The following is a 16,982-nucleotide window of genomic DNA, read 5'->3' on the forward strand; positions in this document are numbered from 1 at the left end:
AAACGAGACATAAGCTGCTTTTAACGAGGTATTTACGCCGCTAAACTAGCCGCTAAAAATTGTCCTGCTCAGGAGGAGTTGTGAACAAACCCCGTAGTATTCGAAGCTTACTGAAGAGCTTTATCGCGAGTGATGCCAGCAACGGCATCGTGCTGATTCTTGCCGCCGTTGCGGCAATGATCCTCGCCAACAGTGCAGAAACCGCGCAAGGTTATCAATCGTTCCTCGCTGAGCCGGTGCAAATTCGTTTTGGCGCACTGGATATCAGCAAAAACCTGTTGCTGTGGATCAACGATGCGTTGATGGCGTTGTTCTTCTTGTTAATCGGCCTTGAAGTGAAGCGTGAGCTGATGATTGGTGAATTAGCCAGTCGCGACCGTGCCATCTTCCCGGTGATTGCAGCGCTCGGTGGTATGGTGGTTCCCGGGCTGATCTTCTTCGGTTTCAATCATGCTGATGAAATCGCTCGCAACGGCTGGGCGATCCCAACTGCCACTGACATTGCCTTTGCTTTAGGTGTGCTGGCACTGCTCGGCAGCCGCGTACCTGCCGCACTGAAAGTGTTCCTGATGGCACTGGCGATTATTGATGATCTCGGCGCTATCGTGATCATCGCGTTGTTCTATACCAGCGATCTCTCGGTGCTGTCGCTGAGCGTCGCAGCTGGCGCTATCGTATTGCTGGCGATATTGAACCGCTGCGGAGTGCGTAACATTGCGATTTACATGCTGGTAGGTGTGGTGCTGTGGACCGCTGTGCTTAAATCCGGCGTGCATGCCACGCTGGCAGGGGTGATCGTGGGCTTCTTCGTGCCGCTGGAAGAGAAGGATGGCCATTCGCCTGCAGAACATTTGGCACACGGTTTGGTGCCCTGGGTGAACTGGCTGATTCTGCCGCTGTTCGCTTTCGCTAACGCCGGTATCTCTTTAAGTGGCATTACCTTTGGCGACGTGCTGTCACCGGAGCCACTGGGCATTATCCTCGGCCTGTTGATCGGTAAACCGCTGGGCATTACGTTGTTCTGCTGGCTGGCAGTGAAGTGGCGACTGGCGGTGTTGCCGAACGGCACCGCAATACGCGATATCATGGCGATCGGTGTACTGTGTGGTATTGGCTTCACCATGTCGATCTTCATTAGTTCACTGGCCTTTGACGCCGCACATGAGCAGTTGGTGACCTTCTCGAAACTCGGTATCCTCAGTGGCTCGCTGCTGTCGGCAGTAATTGGTTACACGCTGCTGCGTATCAAACTGCGATAAACAGGGAAGGAGGCGTAAGCCTCCTTTTTTTATAATGAATCAGCTCAATTTCAATCATCTCTATTATTTCTGGCAGGTGTGCAAAACCGGCTCCGTGGTACGCGCCGCTGATGTCCTGTGCCTGACGCCCCAAACGGTGACGGGTCAGATTAAAGCACTGGAAGAGCAATTGGGTGGCGCGCTGTTTCGTCGCCAGGGACGGGGTTTAGTGCCTAATGAACTCGGACAACTGGTGTTTCGCTACGCCGATCGCATGTTCATGCTCAGCCAGGAGATGCTGGATATCGTTAACTATCGCAAAGAGTCGCATCTGTTGTTCGACGTGGGTGTGGCGGATGCATTATCGAAGCCACTGGTGAGCAAAGTGCTGGAAGCGGCCGTGGTGTCGGAGGAGAAAATTCATCTGCGCTGTTTCGAGTCAACGCACGAGATGTTGCTGGAGCAACTGAGCCAGCACAAGCTCGACATGATTGTCTCGGATTGCCCAATCGACTCCACTCAGCAGGAAGGTTTGTTCTCAGTGAAACTCGGCGAATGCCCAGTCAGTTTCTGGTGCAATGCACCGCTGCCCGATCGTCCTTTCCCGGCATGTTTAGAGCAGCGTCGCCTGCTCATTCCCGGGCGTCGCTCGATGCTCGGCCGCAAGTTGCTGAACTGGATTCACAGCCAGGGGTTGCAGGCGGATATTCTGGGCGAGTTTGATGATGCGGCTTTGATGAAGGCCTTTGGTGCGCAGAACAATGCGATTTTTGTCGCGCCGACACTCTATGGCGCTGAGATCTATCGCGATGATACGATCCGTGAAATAGGGCGTCTGGAGGCGGTCATGGAGGAGTATCACGTGATCTTTGCCGAGCGTATGATTCAACATCCGGCGGTGCAGCGCATCTGCAATCGTGATTTCAGCGCACTCTTTAATGCTAAATCGCAGGCATAAAAAAACCGGCTAAGCGCCGGTTCTTTCGACAAAGCGATAACCTAACAGGCGATTAAGCCAGTTTGGTGATCTGTGCAGCCAGGTTTGCTTTATGGCGTGCAGCTTTGTTTTTGTGGATCAGACCTTTAGCAGCCTGACGGTCCACGATTGGTTGCATTTCGTTGAATGCGTTCTGCGCAGCAGCTTTGTCGCCTGTTGCGATAGCCGCGTATACTTTCTTGATGAAAGTACGCATCATTGAACGGTTGCTTGCGTTATGCTTGCGACGTTTCTCAGATGTTACGGCGCGTTTCTTAGCTGATTTGATATTAGCCAAGGTCCAACTCCCAAATGTGATCTATATGGACAAATCAAAGGCCGAGGACTATGCCTTTTGCGCCTTCTTTTGTCAATGGATTTGTGCAAATAAGCGTCGTTTTAGCAACGGCGCTTGATTACGTAATTGATGGCGCAGGATTCTACCAGCAACACGTCGCTGAATACAGTATTTCGCATTAAAAATCTTCATTACCTGCCTGAGCAATGGGTTGCGTGCGCATTAAGCCGCACCATACGCAGGAAAGGCACGCAGACGGGTTAACCTGAAGGCCATTCAAGGGTATAATCCGCCGATTTCCACCGGTTTGAGTCAGCCATGAAGTTTATCCGCGGTATTTATAATCTGAAAGAGCAGCATCGCGGCTGCGTCCTGACCATTGGCAATTTTGACGGCGTACATCGCGGCCACCAGGCATTGATGGCGGAGTTGATTGCTGAAGGACGTCAACGCAATCTGCCGGTGGTGGTGATGCTGTTTGAACCGCAACCACTTGAATTGTTTGCCGGTGACAAAGCCCCGGCACGCCTGACTCGTTTGCGCGAGAAGCTGAAGTATCTCGAGCTGGCGGGTGTTGATGCGGTGCTCTGCGTCCGCTTTGATCGCCGTTTTGCGGCGCACTCCGCACAAAGTTTTATCGCTGAACTGCTGGTCGATAAACTCAACGTGAAGTTTCTCGCAGTGGGTGATGATTTCCGCTTTGGCGCTGGTCGCCAGGGAGATTTCCTGTTATTACAGAAAGCCGGTGTCGAGTATGGCTTCGACGTCATCAGCACCCAGACCTATTGTGATGGCGGTGCGCGTATCAGTAGCACGGCGGTACGTCAGGCACTGGCACAGGATGATTTTGCGCAGGCGGAAGCGCTGCTGGGCCATCCATTCAGCATTTCAGGGCGCGTGGTGCACGGTGATGCACTGGGGCGCACCATTGGTTTCCCCACCGCTAACATTCCATTACGCCGCACAGTAACGCCGGTGAAAGGGGTGTTTGCGGTAGAAGTGTTAGGCCTGGGCGACAAGCCCATCGCTGGCGTGGCCAACATTGGCACACGTCCGACGGTAAAAGGTCTGCGTCAGCAGCTTGAAGTTCACCTGCTTGACACACATATGAATCTTTATGGCCACCACATTGAGGTGGTGCTGAAACAGAAGATTCGCGACGAACAGCGTTTCGCTTCGCTGGACGCGTTGAAAGAACAAATTGCGAAAGATGTGGTGACGGCCCGCCAATTTTTTGGGCTTAACGCACCGGCTTAATGACCGAAATACGGAACCGAGAATCTGATGAGTGACTATAAATCTACCCTGAATTTGCCGGAAACGGGGTTCCCGATGCGTGGCGATCTGGCCAAACGCGAACCGGGAATGCTGCAACGTTGGACTGATGACAACCTGTACGGCATCATCCGCGAAGCCAAAAAAGGGAAAAAAACCTTTATTTTGCATGATGGCCCTCCTTACGCGAACGGCAGCATTCATATTGGTCACTCCGTTAACAAGATTCTGAAAGACATTATCGTTAAGTCGAAAGGCATGGCGGGCTATGACTCGCCGTATGTGCCGGGTTGGGACTGCCATGGTTTGCCTATCGAGCACAAAGTTGAGCAGATGATCGGTAAGCCAGGCGAGAAAGTCTCCGCCGCGGAATTCCGTGCCGCCTGCCGCAACTACGCTGCTGAACAGGTTGAAGGCCAGAAGAAAGACTTCATCCGTCTCGGCGTGCTGGGCGACTGGGATCGTCCCTACCTGACCATGGACTTCAAAACCGAAGCCAACATCATTCGTGCGCTGAGTAAAATCATTGGCAACGGCCACCTGCACAAAGGCGCGAAGCCGGTGCACTGGTGCATGGATTGCCGCTCGGCGCTGGCTGAAGCGGAAGTGGAGTACTACGACAAAACCTCCCCATCTATCGACGTGATGTTTAACGCCGTCGATGCCGATGCGGTGCGCGCGAAGTTTGGCGTTGCCGCCTCTGAAGGCCCGGTTTCTCTGGTGATCTGGACCACTACCCCGTGGACCATGCCGGCCAACCGCGGTATCTCACTGCATCCTGAGTTCGAATACCAGTTGCTGCAAATCGAAGGCCGCAGCTTGATCCTCGCCAAAGAGATGGTTGAGGGTGTGATGAAGCGCGCGGGCATCACTGAGTGGAAAGTACTGGGCGAATGCAACGGTGCGGCACTTGAGCTGCAGCTGTTCCAGCACCCGTTTCTTGAGCAGATCCAATCCAAAGTCGTATTGGGCGAGCACGTTACGCTGGAAGCGGGTACCGGTGCAGTGCATACCGCACCTGGCCACGGCCCAGATGACTATGTGATCGGCCAGAAATACGGTCTGGAAACCGCTAACCCGGTCGGCCCGGATGGCGCGTACCTGCCAGGCACCTATCCCACGCTGGATGGCGTAAACGTGTTTAAAGCCAACGACATGATCGTTGAGCTGTTGAAAGAGAAAGGCGCGCTGCTGCACGTAGAGAAACTGCTGCACAGCTATCCACACTGCTGGCGTCACAAAACCCCGATCATCTTCCGTGCCACCCCGCAGTGGTTCATCAGCATGGATCAGAAGGGCCTGCGTGCGCAGTCGCTGAAAGAGATCAAAGGCGTGCAGTGGATCCCAGACTGGGGCCAGGCGCGTATCGAAGCGATGGTGGCGAACCGTCCAGATTGGTGTATCTCGCGTCAGCGTACGTGGGGCGTGCCAATGGCGCTATTCGTACATAAAGAGACCGAGCAGCTGCACCCGGATACACTGGAGCTGATGGAAAAAGTCGCGAAGTGCGTAGAGCAGGATGGCATTCAGGCATGGTGGGATCTCGATCCGCGCGATCTGATGGGCGATGACGCTGATCACTATGTCAAAGTGCCAGATACGCTGGATGTGTGGTTCGATTCAGGATCAACCAGCTACTCTGTGGTTGATGCGCGCCCAGAATTTGGTGGCCATGCGCCGGATATGTATCTGGAAGGTTCAGATCAGCATCGTGGCTGGTTCATGTCTTCGCTGATGATCTCGACGGCGATGAAAGGCAAAGCGCCTTACCGTCAGGTACTGACGCACGGTTTCACCGTGGACGGTCAGGGCCGCAAAATGTCGAAATCCATCGGTAACACCGTGGCTCCGCAGGATGTGATGGACAAACTGGGTGCGGATATCTTGCGTCTGTGGGTCGCCTCAACGGATTACTCCGGTGAAATGGCGGTGTCCGATGAGATCCTGAAACGTGCAGCGGACAGCTATCGTCGTATCCGTAACACCGCGCGTTTCCTGCTGGCTAACCTCGCGGGCTTCAACCCGGCGACCGATTGCGTGAAACCCGAAGAGATGGTGGTGGTAGATCGCTGGGCGGTTGGCCGTGCGCTGGCTGCACAGCAGGACATCGTCCAGTCTTACGAGAACTACGATTTCCATGAAGTGGTGCAGCGTCTGATGCACTTCTGCTCCATCGAAATGGGCTCGTTCTATCTTGATGTGATTAAAGATCGTCAGTACACCGCGAAAGGTGACAGCCTGGCGCGTCGCAGTTGCCAGACCGCGCTGTGGCACATTGTTGAAGCGCTGGTGCGCTGGATGGCGCCAATCATGTCCTTCACTGCTGATGAAATCTGGGGCTACCTGCCGGGTGAACGTGCTAAATACGTATTCACCGAAGAGTGGTATGAAGGCCTGTTTGGTCTGGCGGATAATGAAGCACTGAACGATGCTTATTGGGATGAGCTGCTGAAAGTGCGCGGTGAAGTCAACAAAGTGATCGAGCAGGCGCGCAGCGATAAACGTATCGGTGGCGCACTGGAAGCCACAGTAACGCTTTACGCGGATGCTGAACTGGCCGCTAAACTGCAGGCGCTGGGCGATGAGCTGCGTTTTGTCCTGCTGACTTCCGGCGCGACGGTGGCGGATTACGCCACTGCCAGCGATGAAGCGCAGCAGAGCGAAGTACTGAAAGGTCTGAAAATCGCACTGCATAAAGCAGAAGGCGAGAAATGTCCGCGTTGCTGGCATTACACTACTGACGTTGGCCAGAATCCGGAGCATGCTGCGGTCTGTGGACGTTGTTACACCAACGTAGCCGGCAACGGTGAAGTGCGGAAATTTGCCTGATGAGTAAACTCTGCTCTACCGGATTGCGCTGGTTGTGGCTGGTGCTGGTGGTGATCGTGATCGATTTCGCCAGCAAGCAGTGGATCATGAATAACATGATGCTGCATGAAACTCAGCCGCTGATACCGTTCCTGAATCTGTTCTACGCGCACAACTATGGCGCGGCGTTCAGCTTCCTGGCGGATAAAGGTGGCTGGCAGCGTTGGTTCTTTGCCGGCATCGCGATTGCGATTGTGGTCGCGCTGGTGGTGATGATGTATCGCAACCGTGCAAGTCACAAATTAACCAATATTGCCTACGCGCTGATTATCGGCGGTGCGTTGGGTAACCTGTTTGATCGTGCTTATCACGGCTTCGTGGTCGATTTCATCGACTTCTATGTTGGAGACTGGCACTTCGCCACCTTTAATATCGCTGACTGCGGAATCTGTATCGGCGCGGCGTTGGTGGTGTTAGAAGGTTTTCTCACCCCGAAAGATAAACAGGTAAAAGAGAAAGGGTAACAGATGACCGACTTCGTACAGCGCGATAGCGCGTTGCTGGTGCATTTCACGCTGAAGCTGGAAGATGGCTCAACAGCGGAATCCACACGCGCCAACGGCAAACCAGCGCTGTTCCGTCTGGGAGATGGCAGCTTGTCTGGTGCATTGGAACAGGAACTGTTAGGACGTAAAGTCGGCGATAAGCATGCCTTTACGCTGGCACCGGAAGATGCCTTTGGTGGCACCAGTCCGGACCTGGTTCAGTACTTTTCGCGCCGTGACTTTAAAGATGCTGGCGAACCGGAAGTCGGTTCCATCATGCTGTTCAGCGGCAGAGGTGGTAGCGAGATGCCGGGTGTGATCCGTGAAATTTCCGGTGACTCGATCACCGTTGATTTTAACCATCCGTTGGCCGGCCAGCGCATTCAGTTTGAAATTGAAGTGCTGGAGATTGATCCGGTGCTGGAGGCCAGCGATGCAAATCCTGTTAGCTAACCCTCGCGGTTTCTGTGCAGGCGTGGATCGCGCCATCAGCATCGTGGAGCGCGCGCTGGAGATGTACGGTGCACCGATCTACGTGCGTCACGAAGTGGTACATAACCGCTACGTGGTGAGCAGCTTGCGCGATCGAGGAGCGATCTTCATTGAAGAGATCAGCGAAGTGCCGGACGATGCCATCCTGATCTTCTCTGCTCACGGCGTTTCTCAGGCGGTGCGGGCGGAAGCGAAAGCGCGCAATCTCACGATGCTGTTTGACGCCACTTGTCCGCTGGTGACCAAGGTACATATGGAAGTGGCGCGCGCCAGCCGTAAAGGTGTGGAAGCCATTCTGATTGGTCATGCCGGACACCCTGAAGTAGAAGGCACCATGGGGCAGTACAACAACCCCAACGGTGGCATGTATTTGGTGGAGTCACCGGAAGATGTGTTCAAGCTGAGCGTTAAGGACGAAGGCAATCTGTGCTTCATGACGCAGACAACTTTATCGGTTGATGATACATCAGATGTGATTGATGCACTGCGTCAGCGCTTCCCGGCAATTATTGGCCCACGCAAAGATGATATCTGTTACGCCACGACTAACCGCCAGGAAGCCGTGCGTGTTCTGGCGCGTGATGCGGAAGTGGTGCTGGTGGTGGGCTCGAAAAACTCCTCTAACTCCAACCGTCTGGCCGAACTGGCACAGCGTGCGGGGAAACTGGCGAAGCTGATCGATTCAGCGGATGACATTCAGGAAGAGTGGGTTAAAGGCAGGCAGATCATCGGTGTGACGGCGGGTGCCTCGGCACCGGATATTCTGGTGCAGCAGGTGATTCAGCGCTTGAAAGAGTATGGCGGCGAAGCCGCGATTGAGCTGATTGGCCGTGAAGAGAACATTGTGTTTGAAGTGCCGAAAGAGTTGCGTGTCGAAGTGCGCAACGTCCAGTAAGCGTTTGCTATCGAGACAGAATCAGGCCGACATCGTTCGGCCTTTTCTTTATCTGTCGTCGCCAAATAGACCACTTCCAGCAGGTGGGATTGCTTTTACTGATAATGTTTGGCGGCTGGCATAAAATTCTTATTATCCCTTTTTTATTGTGGCGTGACTGTTATCTGACCGTTAACCTGTTTACGCTTTGCATGCATAGATTTGTATCAGGAATGAATAATTATGAGTGATATCCGCATTGCTATCGTTGGTGCGCCAGGCCGCATGGGACGCAATTTAATTCAGGCCGTGCAGCAAGCGGAAGGTGTCGCGTTAGGCGCAGCACTGGCACGTAGCGGTTCTTCACTGCTGGGCGCTGACGCAGGTGAACTGGCTGGTATCGGTAAAACCGGTATTACCGTTACCGATGATTTGCTGAAAGTGGTCAATGATTTTGATGTGCTGATCGACTTTACTCGGCCGGAAGGTACGCTGGAATACCTGGCATTCTGCCGCAAGCATAAAAAGGCGATGGTGATTGGCACCACCGGCTTTGATGAGGCAGGTAAAGAAGCGATTCGCGCCGCTGCCGAAGAAATTGGCATTGTGTTTGCCGCTAACTTTAGTGTTGGTGTGAACCTGGTGCTGAATCTGCTGCAGCAAGCAGCCAAAGTGATGGGTGACTATGCTGATATTGAAATCGTGGAAGCGCACCACCGTCATAAAGTTGATGCACCATCAGGTACAGCGTTAGCGATGGGCGAAGCGATTGCCGATGCGATGAACTGGAAATTGGACGAGCACGCGGTTTACGCACGCGAAGGCCATACCGGCGAGCGTCAAGCACAGACCATCGGCTTTGCTACCGTACGCGCAGGCGATATCGTTGGTGAACATACCGCGATGTTTGCTGATATTGGCGAGCGTGTAGAGATTACCCATAAGGCTTCCAGCCGCATGACCTTTGCTAATGGTGCAGTTAAGGCGGCAAGTTGGTTGAAGAACAAGAAATCTGGCCTCTATGATATGCGGGATGTGCTGGATTTATCGATGTTGTGAGTGTTGTGAACCATCGTGATGTGGTTATTTCAATCGGTAAGATGATGATTGAATAGGGCAATATGATCATTGCCCTTTATTTTACTTATTAAAATGATGGTTTAATTGTATTTTTGTCTTTTGATGGCTATTTTTCAATGTTTAGTTCTATCAGGAGGTCAGTAAGATGCGATTTTTGACCATTTGGTCAAAAATTTATGCGCGGTAGCACGTGTTTGCGATTATTGCCGCTTAGCAACCGTTTATTTTCCTCACTTATCTCACTCTTTTATCGCCTTTCTCGCTTTTTAACATTCAACAGCCTTAAAAATACAAAAAAATAGCCACTCAGGGTAGACAAGCTGAAGGTCGATCATTAGAATGCGCGCAATTTGCCAAAATTCGAGCATTCAGGCGGATTTTGCATTGATTCGGGCATGTATTTTGAATTAATATGCAAATATTGTGACTGTTTATTCCCTGGAGGATGTTTTGATTAAGTCAGCGCTCTTGGTTCTGGAAGACGGAACCCAATTCCACGGTCGGGCCATCGGGGCAACGGGGTCGGCAGTGGGGGAAGTCGTTTTCAACACGTCAATGACTGGTTATCAAGAAATCCTCACTGATCCTTCCTATTCCCGCCAAATCGTTACCCTCACTTATCCCCATATCGGCAATGTTGGCGTTAACGCCGCCGATGAAGAATCCAGCCAAATCCATGCTCAAGGCCTCGTTATTCGCGACCTGCCGCTGATCACCAGCAACTTCCGTAGTGAAGAAAGCCTGTCAGCTTACTTGCAGCGCAATAACATTGTCGGCATCGCCGATATCGACACGCGCAAACTGACCCGTTTGCTGCGCGAGAAGGGCGCTCAGAGCGGCTGCATTATCGCGGGTGATAATCCGGATGCGGCACTGGCGCTGCAAAAAGCGCAGGCGTTCCCGGGCTTGAAAGGCATGGACCTGGCGAAAGAAGTGACCACGGCGGAAACTTACGCGTGGCAGCAGGGTAGCTGGACACTGGAAGGGGATTTGCCTGAGCAGAAAACGGCTGCAGAGCTGCCATTCCACGTTGTCGCCTATGACTTCGGCGCTAAGCGCAACATCCTGCGTATGCTGGTGGATCGCGGTTGCCGTTTGACCGTTGTCCCGGCAAAGACCAGCGCAGAAGAGGTGCTGGCACTCAATCCAGACGGCATTTTCCTGTCGAACGGTCCTGGTGACCCGGAGCCTTGCGATTACGCCATCAACGCCATTCAGGCCTTCCTGAAAACTGATATTCCGGTGTTTGGTATTTGCCTCGGCCATCAGCTGCTGGCGCTGGCAAGCGGTGCAAAAACCGTGAAGATGAAACTCGGTCACCACGGCGGCAACCACCCGGTCAAAGATCTCGACAACAATGTGGTGATGATTACCGCGCAGAACCACGGTTTCGCGGTTGATGACAGCCAGCTGCCAGCGAATCTGCGTGTCACGCATGTGTCGCTGTTCGACCAGACGGTGCAAGGTATTCACCGCACAGATAAACCGGCCTTCAGCTTCCAGGGACACCCTGAAGCGAGCCCAGGCCCGCACGATGCGGCGCCGCTGTTCGATCACTTTATCGAACTGATCGAAGCTTACCGTTCTAACGCGAAGTAATCAGGAGCCCACGATGCCAAAACGTACAGACATAAAATCCATCCTGATCCTTGGCGCTGGCCCGATCGTTATCGGCCAGGCATGTGAATTTGACTACTCCGGTGCACAGGCGTGTAAAGCGCTGCGTGAAGAGGGTTACCGCGTCATTCTGGTCAACTCCAACCCGGCCACCATCATGACCGACCCGGAAATGGCCGATGCGACCTATATTGAGCCGATTCACTGGGAAGTAGTACGTAAGATCATCGAAAAAGAGCGCCCGGATGCCGTTCTGCCGACCATGGGCGGCCAGACTGCACTGAACTGTGCGCTGGAGCTGGAGCGTCAGGGTGTGCTGGCTGAGTTCGGCGTCACCATGATCGGTGCGACCGCGGATGCCATCGATAAAGCTGAAGACCGCCGCCGTTTCGACGTGGCGATGAAAAGCATCGGCCTCGGCACCGCGCGTTCCGGTATCGCGCATACCATGGAAGAAGCACTGGCCGTGGCCGAAGATGTAGGCTTCCCGTGCATCATTCGTCCTTCCTTTACTATGGGCGGCACCGGTGGCGGTATCGCTTACAACCGTGAAGAGTTCGAAGAGATTTGTGAACGTGGTCTCGACCTGTCACCGACCAATGAGCTGCTGATTGATGAGTCGCTGATTGGCTGGAAAGAGTACGAGATGGAAGTGGTGCGTGATAAAAACGACAACTGCATCATCGTCTGCTCGATCGAAAACTTCGATGCGATGGGTATCCACACCGGTGACTCCATCACCGTGGCACCGGCGCAAACCCTGACGGATAAAGAATACCAAATCATGCGTAACGCCTCGCTGGCGGTACTGCGTGAAATCGGCGTGGAAACCGGCGGTTCTAACGTGCAGTTCTCGGTTAACCCAAAAGACGGCCGTCTTGTGGTTATCGAAATGAACCCGCGCGTGTCGCGCTCGTCGGCGCTGGCTTCCAAAGCGACCGGTTTCCCGATTGCAAAAGTCGCCGCGAAACTGGCGGTGGGCTTCACTCTCGATGAACTGATGAATGACATCACCGGCGGTCGTACGCCGGCGTCGTTTGAGCCGTCAATCGACTACGTTGTGACCAAGATTCCTCGCTTCAACTTCGAGAAGTTTGCTGGTGCCAATGACCGCCTGACCACGCAGATGAAATCTGTGGGTGAAGTGATGGCGATTGGCCGCACCTTCCAGGAATCAATGCAGAAAGCGCTGCGCGGTCTGGAAGTGGGGGCAAACGGCTTCGACCCGAAAGTGGATCTGGATGATGCCGAAGCTCTGACCCGCATCCGCCGTGAGCTGAAAGATGCCGGTTCTGACCGTATCTGGTACATCGCGGATGCGTTCCGTGCCGGTATGTCGGTGGATGGCGTGTTCAACCTGACTAACATTGACCGCTGGTTCCTGGTGCAAATCGAAGAGCTGGTACGTCTGGAAGAGCAGGTTGCGCGTGAAGGTGTCAACTCACTGAATGCTGATTTCCTGCGTGCACTGAAGCGCAAAGGCTTTGCTGACGTGCGTCTGGCAAACCTGGCGGGCGTGGCAGAGAGCGAAATTCGCAAACTGCGTCAGCAGTTCAACCTGCACCCAGTCTACAAACGCGTAGACACCTGTGCGGCAGAATTCTCCACCGATACCGCTTATATGTACTCCACTTATGAAGAAGAGTGCGAGGCCAATCCAAACCAGGATCGTGACAAAATCATGATTTTGGGCGGCGGTCCAAACCGTATCGGTCAGGGTATCGAGTTCGATTACTGCTGCGTACATGCGGCACTGGCGCTGCGCGACGACGGTTACGAAACCATTATGGTGAACTGTAACCCGGAAACCGTATCGACTGACTACGACACCTCCGACCGTTTGTACTTCGAACCGGTGACGCTGGAAGACGTGCTGGAAATCGTGCGCATCGAGAAGCCTAAAGGCGTCATCGTGCAGTACGGCGGCCAGACCCCGCTGAAGCTGGCTCGTGCGCTGGAAGCAGCAGGTGTGCCCGTGATAGGTACTAGCCCAGATGCGATTGACCGTGCTGAAGACCGTGAACGTTTCCAGCAGGCGGTTGATCGCCTGAGCCTGAAGCAACCGGCTAACGCCACCGTGGCTACGCTGGAGCAAGCTGTTGAGAAAGCGGCAGGTATCGGTTATCCGTTGGTGGTACGTCCTTCCTATGTGCTGGGCGGTCGTGCGATGGAAATCGTTTATGATGAAATCGACCTGAAGCGTTACTTCCAGACCGCGGTTTCTGTTTCCAACGATGCACCGGTACTGCTGGACCGCTTCCTGGATGATGCAGTGGAAGTCGACGTGGATGCGATTTGCGACGGTGAACGTGTGCTGATTGGCGGCATCATGGAGCACATCGAACAAGCCGGCGTTCACTCAGGTGACTCCGCTTGTTCACTGCCGGCTTATACGCTGAGCACTGAAATCCAGAACGTGATGCGTCAACAGGTCGAGAAACTGGCTTTCGAGCTGAACGTACGCGGTTTGATGAACGTGCAGTTTGCAGTGAAGGACAACGAGGTTTACCTGATTGAGGTGAACCCACGTGCGGCGCGTACCGTGCCATTCGTGTCTAAAGCGACCGGCGTACCTTTAGCGAAAGTGGCTGCACGCGTGATGGCAGGTAAAACCCTGGCTGAGCAGGGCGTCACGAAAGAAATCATTCCACCGTATTATTCGGTGAAAGAAGTGGTGCTACCGTTCAACAAGTTCCCGGGTGTTGACCCGATTCTTGGTCCAGAGATGCGTTCTACCGGTGAAGTGATGGGTGTCGGTCGTACCTTTGCGGAAGCGTTCGCCAAAGCGATGCTGGGTGCGCAGAGCAACATGAAGAAAACCGGTCGTGCGTTACTGTCTGTGCGCGAAGGCGATAAGAAACGTATCGTTGACCTGGCGGCGAAGCTGCAGAAGTTTGGCTTCGAGTTGGACGCCACACACGGCACCGCTGTGGTGCTGGGTGAGGCCGGTATCAACCCACGTCTGGTTAACAAGGTGCATGAAGGTCGTCCACACATTCAGGACCGTCTGAAGAATGGCGAATACACCTACATCGTCAATACCACCGCAGGTCGTCAGGCGATTGAAGATTCCAAACTGATTCGCCGCAGTGCACTGCAATATAAAGTGCATTATGACACCACGCTGAATGGTGGATTTGCTACCGCGATGGCGTTGAATGCAGATCCGACAGAGAAAGTGATTTCAGTGCAGGAAATGCATGCGCAAATCAAAGGTTAATCAATAAGTTGACCAACTGAAAACGGCTCCTTAGGGAGCCGTTTTTTTTCGCCTGTTTATCGTTGGTTGAATAAGGTTATGTGTGAAAAATATATTGATTTGACATAGTTTTTATCAGTTGATGCGATAACGGTTACACCTCGGATTATCCGCACAAAATTATAAATACGATCCCGGTAAGCGCACCGTACTATCTTGAGCGCTCATCAATAGAGCGCTCACCTTAACTGGGATATAAAAAATGAAAATGCGTGCTTTCACCCTCAGCGCAGTGGCTGCGTTATTAGTTGCTGCGCCTCTCGCCAGCCAGGCGGAAATTACCCTGCTGAAGCAGGATCCGCAGGCAGGCGATCCACTTAGTCGTCTTGATTTCAAAGTCGGCGGCAGTATTCGTCCTCAGTTCCAGCATCAGGCTGGCGTCAGTGATCAATCGTACAAGCGTAACGGCTACGATGGTGGTTCACGTTTCCGTTTCTCCGCGGATTACTACCTGTTTGATGACATCAGCTGGGTCAGCTACTACGAGCTGGGCGTGAACTTCCCGGCCTGGTGGGGTTGGGATAACCACTATGCCGATGGCCAGAACAACACCACGCGTCGTCAACTTTACACCGGTCTGAAGAGCAAAACCTGGGGTCAGTTGACCTTTGGTCAGCAGAACAGTGTTTACTATGATGTGGTCGGTGCGAAGACCGATATCTGGGACTACGACATGCTGGCTCAGGCACCGGGCAACGGTATCAACGGCGATTACGACGGTTCATACCGTTCACGTAAGATGCTGAAGTACAAAAATACCTTCGGCGACGTTGATGTTTACGCTTCATACCTGTTTGAAGATAACAACTACCTGCCAGGCAACGGCCTGCGTTACAAGCGTAAAGGCGGCGGCTCACTGGGTGTGAACTATCACATCACAAAAGATCTGGCATGGGGCACGGCATGGAACTACACCCGTGCAGATATCCATAACCCAGGCACCGGTGAAAGCAAAGACTACGACCAGAACATCTACGGTACCGCGCTGAGTTGGACCCCGGATAACTGGACGCTGTCTGCAGGTGCAGGCTGGTATCAGAACTTCTCACCAACCAAGAAGAACACCGTTAACAACTACTTCGCCGATGATGCGTGGGGCGTGGAATACTTCGCGGGCTACAAATTCGCTATCGATCAGTATGCGGTTAAATCGATCCAGCCATACTTCATGGGTGACCGTCTGGAGTTCGTCAATGGACGTAACTACAAGCGTATCGACAATGGCGTAGGTATCAGCACTAAACTGGACTACGGCTTCCAGATTGATTACGAATACGTGATCACTTCTAGCACCGACAAATCACTGGGTAACATGAACCTGGTGCGTCTGCGCTACGATTTCTAATCGAAGTATCAACGGCTCCTGCGGGAGCCGTTTTTCTTTGTCGCAGACAGTGCGGTTTTCTTTACACTCCATCACGTCAAAGCCTCATTTCACCCTGAGTTGTAGCGTTCCGCTGGACTAATCTGGCGTCTATTTCCATGTATGGTGGGAAAGTCGGTGTAAAACTCTGTCCAATAACAAAAATGCGGTCGCATAGGAGCTTTACGCAAATAGCGGGGGCGGCCTATCGACGAAACTTTCGCCTTTACGTATGATGGCGCCAATTTTTTTCCTGTAGGTCTTTTAACATGATTAGTCTGATCGCAGCACTGGCAGCCGATCGCATTATTGGTATGGAAAACGCCATGCCCTGGAACCTGCCTGCTGATTTGGCGTGGTTTAAACGTAATACGCTGAATAAACCGGTGATTATGGGGCGTCTGACCTTTGAATCAATCGGCCGCCCGCTACCGGGACGTTTGAATATCGTGGTGAGCAGCCAGCCGGGCACCCATGAAGGCGTGACCTGGGTGACTTCGCTGGACGAAGCAGTGAAAGCGGCGGGAGACGTGGAAGAGGTCATGGTGATCGGCGGCGGTCGCATTTACGAACAGATGCTGGCGCGCGCCGATCGTTTGTATCTCACACACATTGATGCCGAAGTCGAAGGTGACACCCAATTCCCGGATTACGAGCCGGATGAGTGGCAATCGACCTTTAGCGAGTTTCATGACGCCGATGCGCAAAACTCGCACAGCTACTGCTTTGAGATTTTAGATCGCCGTTGATGTTTATCCCGGCACCCATCAATGTGCCCCTGAGAAAATCGTCTCATTTCGTCGTGGTGTTGCCCTACAGGGCGACCGGGAAATCTCAGAACCACCCTTTATGGCGAACAAAAAAAGCCCCGCACGTTGCGTAATGCCGATCAGTTAAGACAAAAATGATCGGTTGAACGATCCGGCAGTTCTGCAAGAATCCGTAATCTCTCAGGGATTACGGATTTTTTTATGCTTCTCAGTCAGGCTCTCGATATCGTTCATAAGTTTACGCCTCAGGAATTCTCGGGGCTTTCCGATCTCCTTTCTCCTGAACTCATTGACGAGTGTCTCGCTGATACCGGGACAGTGACGTTACGAAAGCGCCGTTTATCGATGGAAATGATGGTCTGGGCTGTAACCGGCATGGCACTTTTT

General features: G+C 53.2%; 14 protein-coding genes. 13 read left to right on the top strand and 1 reads right to left on the bottom strand.

Translation table 11 applies throughout. The features are described from left to right. Positions 1–80: 80 nt before the first annotated feature. Positions 81–1,259: a Na+/H+ antiporter NhaA gene (gene nhaA / locus FD744_RS23780; protein WP_160869762.1), complete on the top strand. Its 1,179-nt coding sequence runs from the start codon at positions 81–83 to the stop codon at positions 1,257–1,259. Between the two features lie 34 nt (positions 1,260–1,293). After that, the gene (gene nhaR, locus FD744_RS23785; protein WP_160869764.1) at positions 1,294–2,196 is read left to right on the top strand and encodes a transcriptional activator NhaR; all 903 of its coding nucleotides are present in this window, start codon (positions 1,294–1,296) and stop codon (positions 2,194–2,196) included. A 52-nt stretch (positions 2,197–2,248) separates the two neighbouring features. Here the strand turns inward: nhaR and rpsT are convergent, their stop codons facing one another. After that, the gene (gene rpsT, locus FD744_RS23790) at positions 2,249–2,512 is read right to left on the bottom strand and encodes a 30S ribosomal protein S20 (protein ID WP_034826107.1); all 264 of its coding nucleotides are present in this window, start codon (positions 2,510–2,512) and stop codon (positions 2,249–2,251) included. 318 nt (positions 2,513–2,830) lie between these two features. Here rpsT and ribF point away from each other — a divergent pair, with 318 nt between their 5' ends. From ribF to FD744_RS23845, 11 genes are all read left to right on the top strand, one after another. Then, on the top strand, positions 2,831–3,769 hold the full coding sequence (gene ribF, locus FD744_RS23795; protein WP_058959365.1) for a bifunctional riboflavin kinase/FAD synthetase: 939 nt from the start codon (positions 2,831–2,833) through the stop codon (positions 3,767–3,769). Between the two features lie 27 nt (positions 3,770–3,796). Further along, on the top strand, positions 3,797–6,616 hold the full coding sequence (ileS, locus tag FD744_RS23800; RefSeq protein ID WP_097118314.1) for an isoleucine--tRNA ligase: 2,820 nt from the start codon (positions 3,797–3,799) through the stop codon (positions 6,614–6,616). Continuing rightward, positions 6,616–7,119 (top strand): signal peptidase II, encoded by a 504-nt coding sequence (gene lspA / locus FD744_RS23805; protein ID WP_160869766.1) that lies wholly within the window; start codon positions 6,616–6,618, stop codon positions 7,117–7,119. The genes ileS and lspA overlap by 1 nt, the downstream gene beginning before the upstream one ends. A gap of 3 nt (positions 7,120–7,122) precedes the next feature. Further along, a complete protein-coding gene (gene fkpB / locus FD744_RS23810; protein ID WP_160869768.1) occupies positions 7,123–7,593 on the top strand; it encodes an FKBP-type peptidyl-prolyl cis-trans isomerase in 471 nt (156 codons plus the stop codon). Further along, a complete protein-coding gene (ispH, locus tag FD744_RS23815) occupies positions 7,574–8,527 on the top strand; it encodes a 4-hydroxy-3-methylbut-2-enyl diphosphate reductase (protein WP_160869770.1) in 954 nt (317 codons plus the stop codon). Before fkpB ends, ispH begins: the two co-directional genes overlap by 20 nt. A 222-nt stretch (positions 8,528–8,749) precedes the next feature. Further along, complete coding sequence (gene dapB, locus FD744_RS23820) at positions 8,750–9,565, top strand: 4-hydroxy-tetrahydrodipicolinate reductase (RefSeq protein WP_160833563.1); 816 nt, start codon at positions 8,750–8,752, stop codon at positions 9,563–9,565. A gap of 471 nt (positions 9,566–10,036) precedes the next feature. Continuing rightward, positions 10,037–11,185, top strand: a complete 1,149-nt coding sequence (carA, locus tag FD744_RS23825) for a glutamine-hydrolyzing carbamoyl-phosphate synthase small subunit (protein ID WP_058959360.1) — start codon at positions 10,037–10,039, stop codon at positions 11,183–11,185. A gap of 13 nt (positions 11,186–11,198) precedes the next feature. Further along, positions 11,199–14,423, top strand: coding sequence for a carbamoyl-phosphate synthase large subunit (carB, locus tag FD744_RS23830; RefSeq protein ID WP_034826091.1), 3,225 nt, complete (start codon positions 11,199–11,201; stop codon positions 14,421–14,423). Positions 14,424–14,664: 241 nt separating this feature from the next. Continuing rightward, positions 14,665–15,807, top strand: a complete 1,143-nt coding sequence (locus FD744_RS23835) for a porin (protein ID WP_160869772.1) — start codon at positions 14,665–14,667, stop codon at positions 15,805–15,807. 287 nt (positions 15,808–16,094) lie between these two features. Next, positions 16,095–16,574 carry a type 3 dihydrofolate reductase gene (gene folA / locus FD744_RS23840; protein ID WP_034826087.1) on the top strand — a complete coding sequence of 160 codons (480 nt, stop codon included), beginning with the start codon at positions 16,095–16,097 and terminating at the stop codon, positions 16,572–16,574. 222 nt (positions 16,575–16,796) lie between these two features. Next, on the top strand, positions 16,797–16,982 hold a 186-nt coding region (locus tag FD744_RS23845; RefSeq protein ID WP_202403470.1), incomplete at its 3' end, for a transposase domain-containing protein.

This window comes from Pantoea sp. Taur (assembly GCF_009830025.1).
GTDB lineage: Bacteria > Pseudomonadota > Gammaproteobacteria > Enterobacterales > Enterobacteriaceae > Pantoea > Pantoea communis.

Bases quoted from the DNA above. Each gene is read 5' to 3' on its own strand.
- nhaR (WP_160869764.1), top strand. From the start codon at position 1,294: ATGAATCAGCTCAATTTCAATCATCTCTATTATTTCTGGCAGGTGTGC.
- ribF (WP_058959365.1), top strand. From the start codon at position 2,831: ATGAAGTTTATCCGCGGTATTTATAATCTGAAAGAGCAGCATCGCGGC.
- ileS (WP_097118314.1), top strand. From the start codon at position 3,797: ATGAGTGACTATAAATCTACCCTGAATTTGCCGGAAACGGGGTTCCCG.
- lspA (WP_160869766.1), top strand. From the start codon at position 6,616: ATGAGTAAACTCTGCTCTACCGGATTGCGCTGGTTGTGGCTGGTGCTG.
- fkpB (WP_160869768.1), top strand. From the start codon at position 7,123: ATGACCGACTTCGTACAGCGCGATAGCGCGTTGCTGGTGCATTTCACG.
- ispH (WP_160869770.1), top strand. From the start codon at position 7,574: ATGCAAATCCTGTTAGCTAACCCTCGCGGTTTCTGTGCAGGCGTGGAT.
- dapB (WP_160833563.1), top strand. From the start codon at position 8,750: ATGAGTGATATCCGCATTGCTATCGTTGGTGCGCCAGGCCGCATGGGA.
- carB (WP_034826091.1), top strand. From the start codon at position 11,199: ATGCCAAAACGTACAGACATAAAATCCATCCTGATCCTTGGCGCTGGC.
- FD744_RS23835 (WP_160869772.1), top strand. From the start codon at position 14,665: ATGAAAATGCGTGCTTTCACCCTCAGCGCAGTGGCTGCGTTATTAGTT.
- folA (WP_034826087.1), top strand. From the start codon at position 16,095: ATGATTAGTCTGATCGCAGCACTGGCAGCCGATCGCATTATTGGTATG.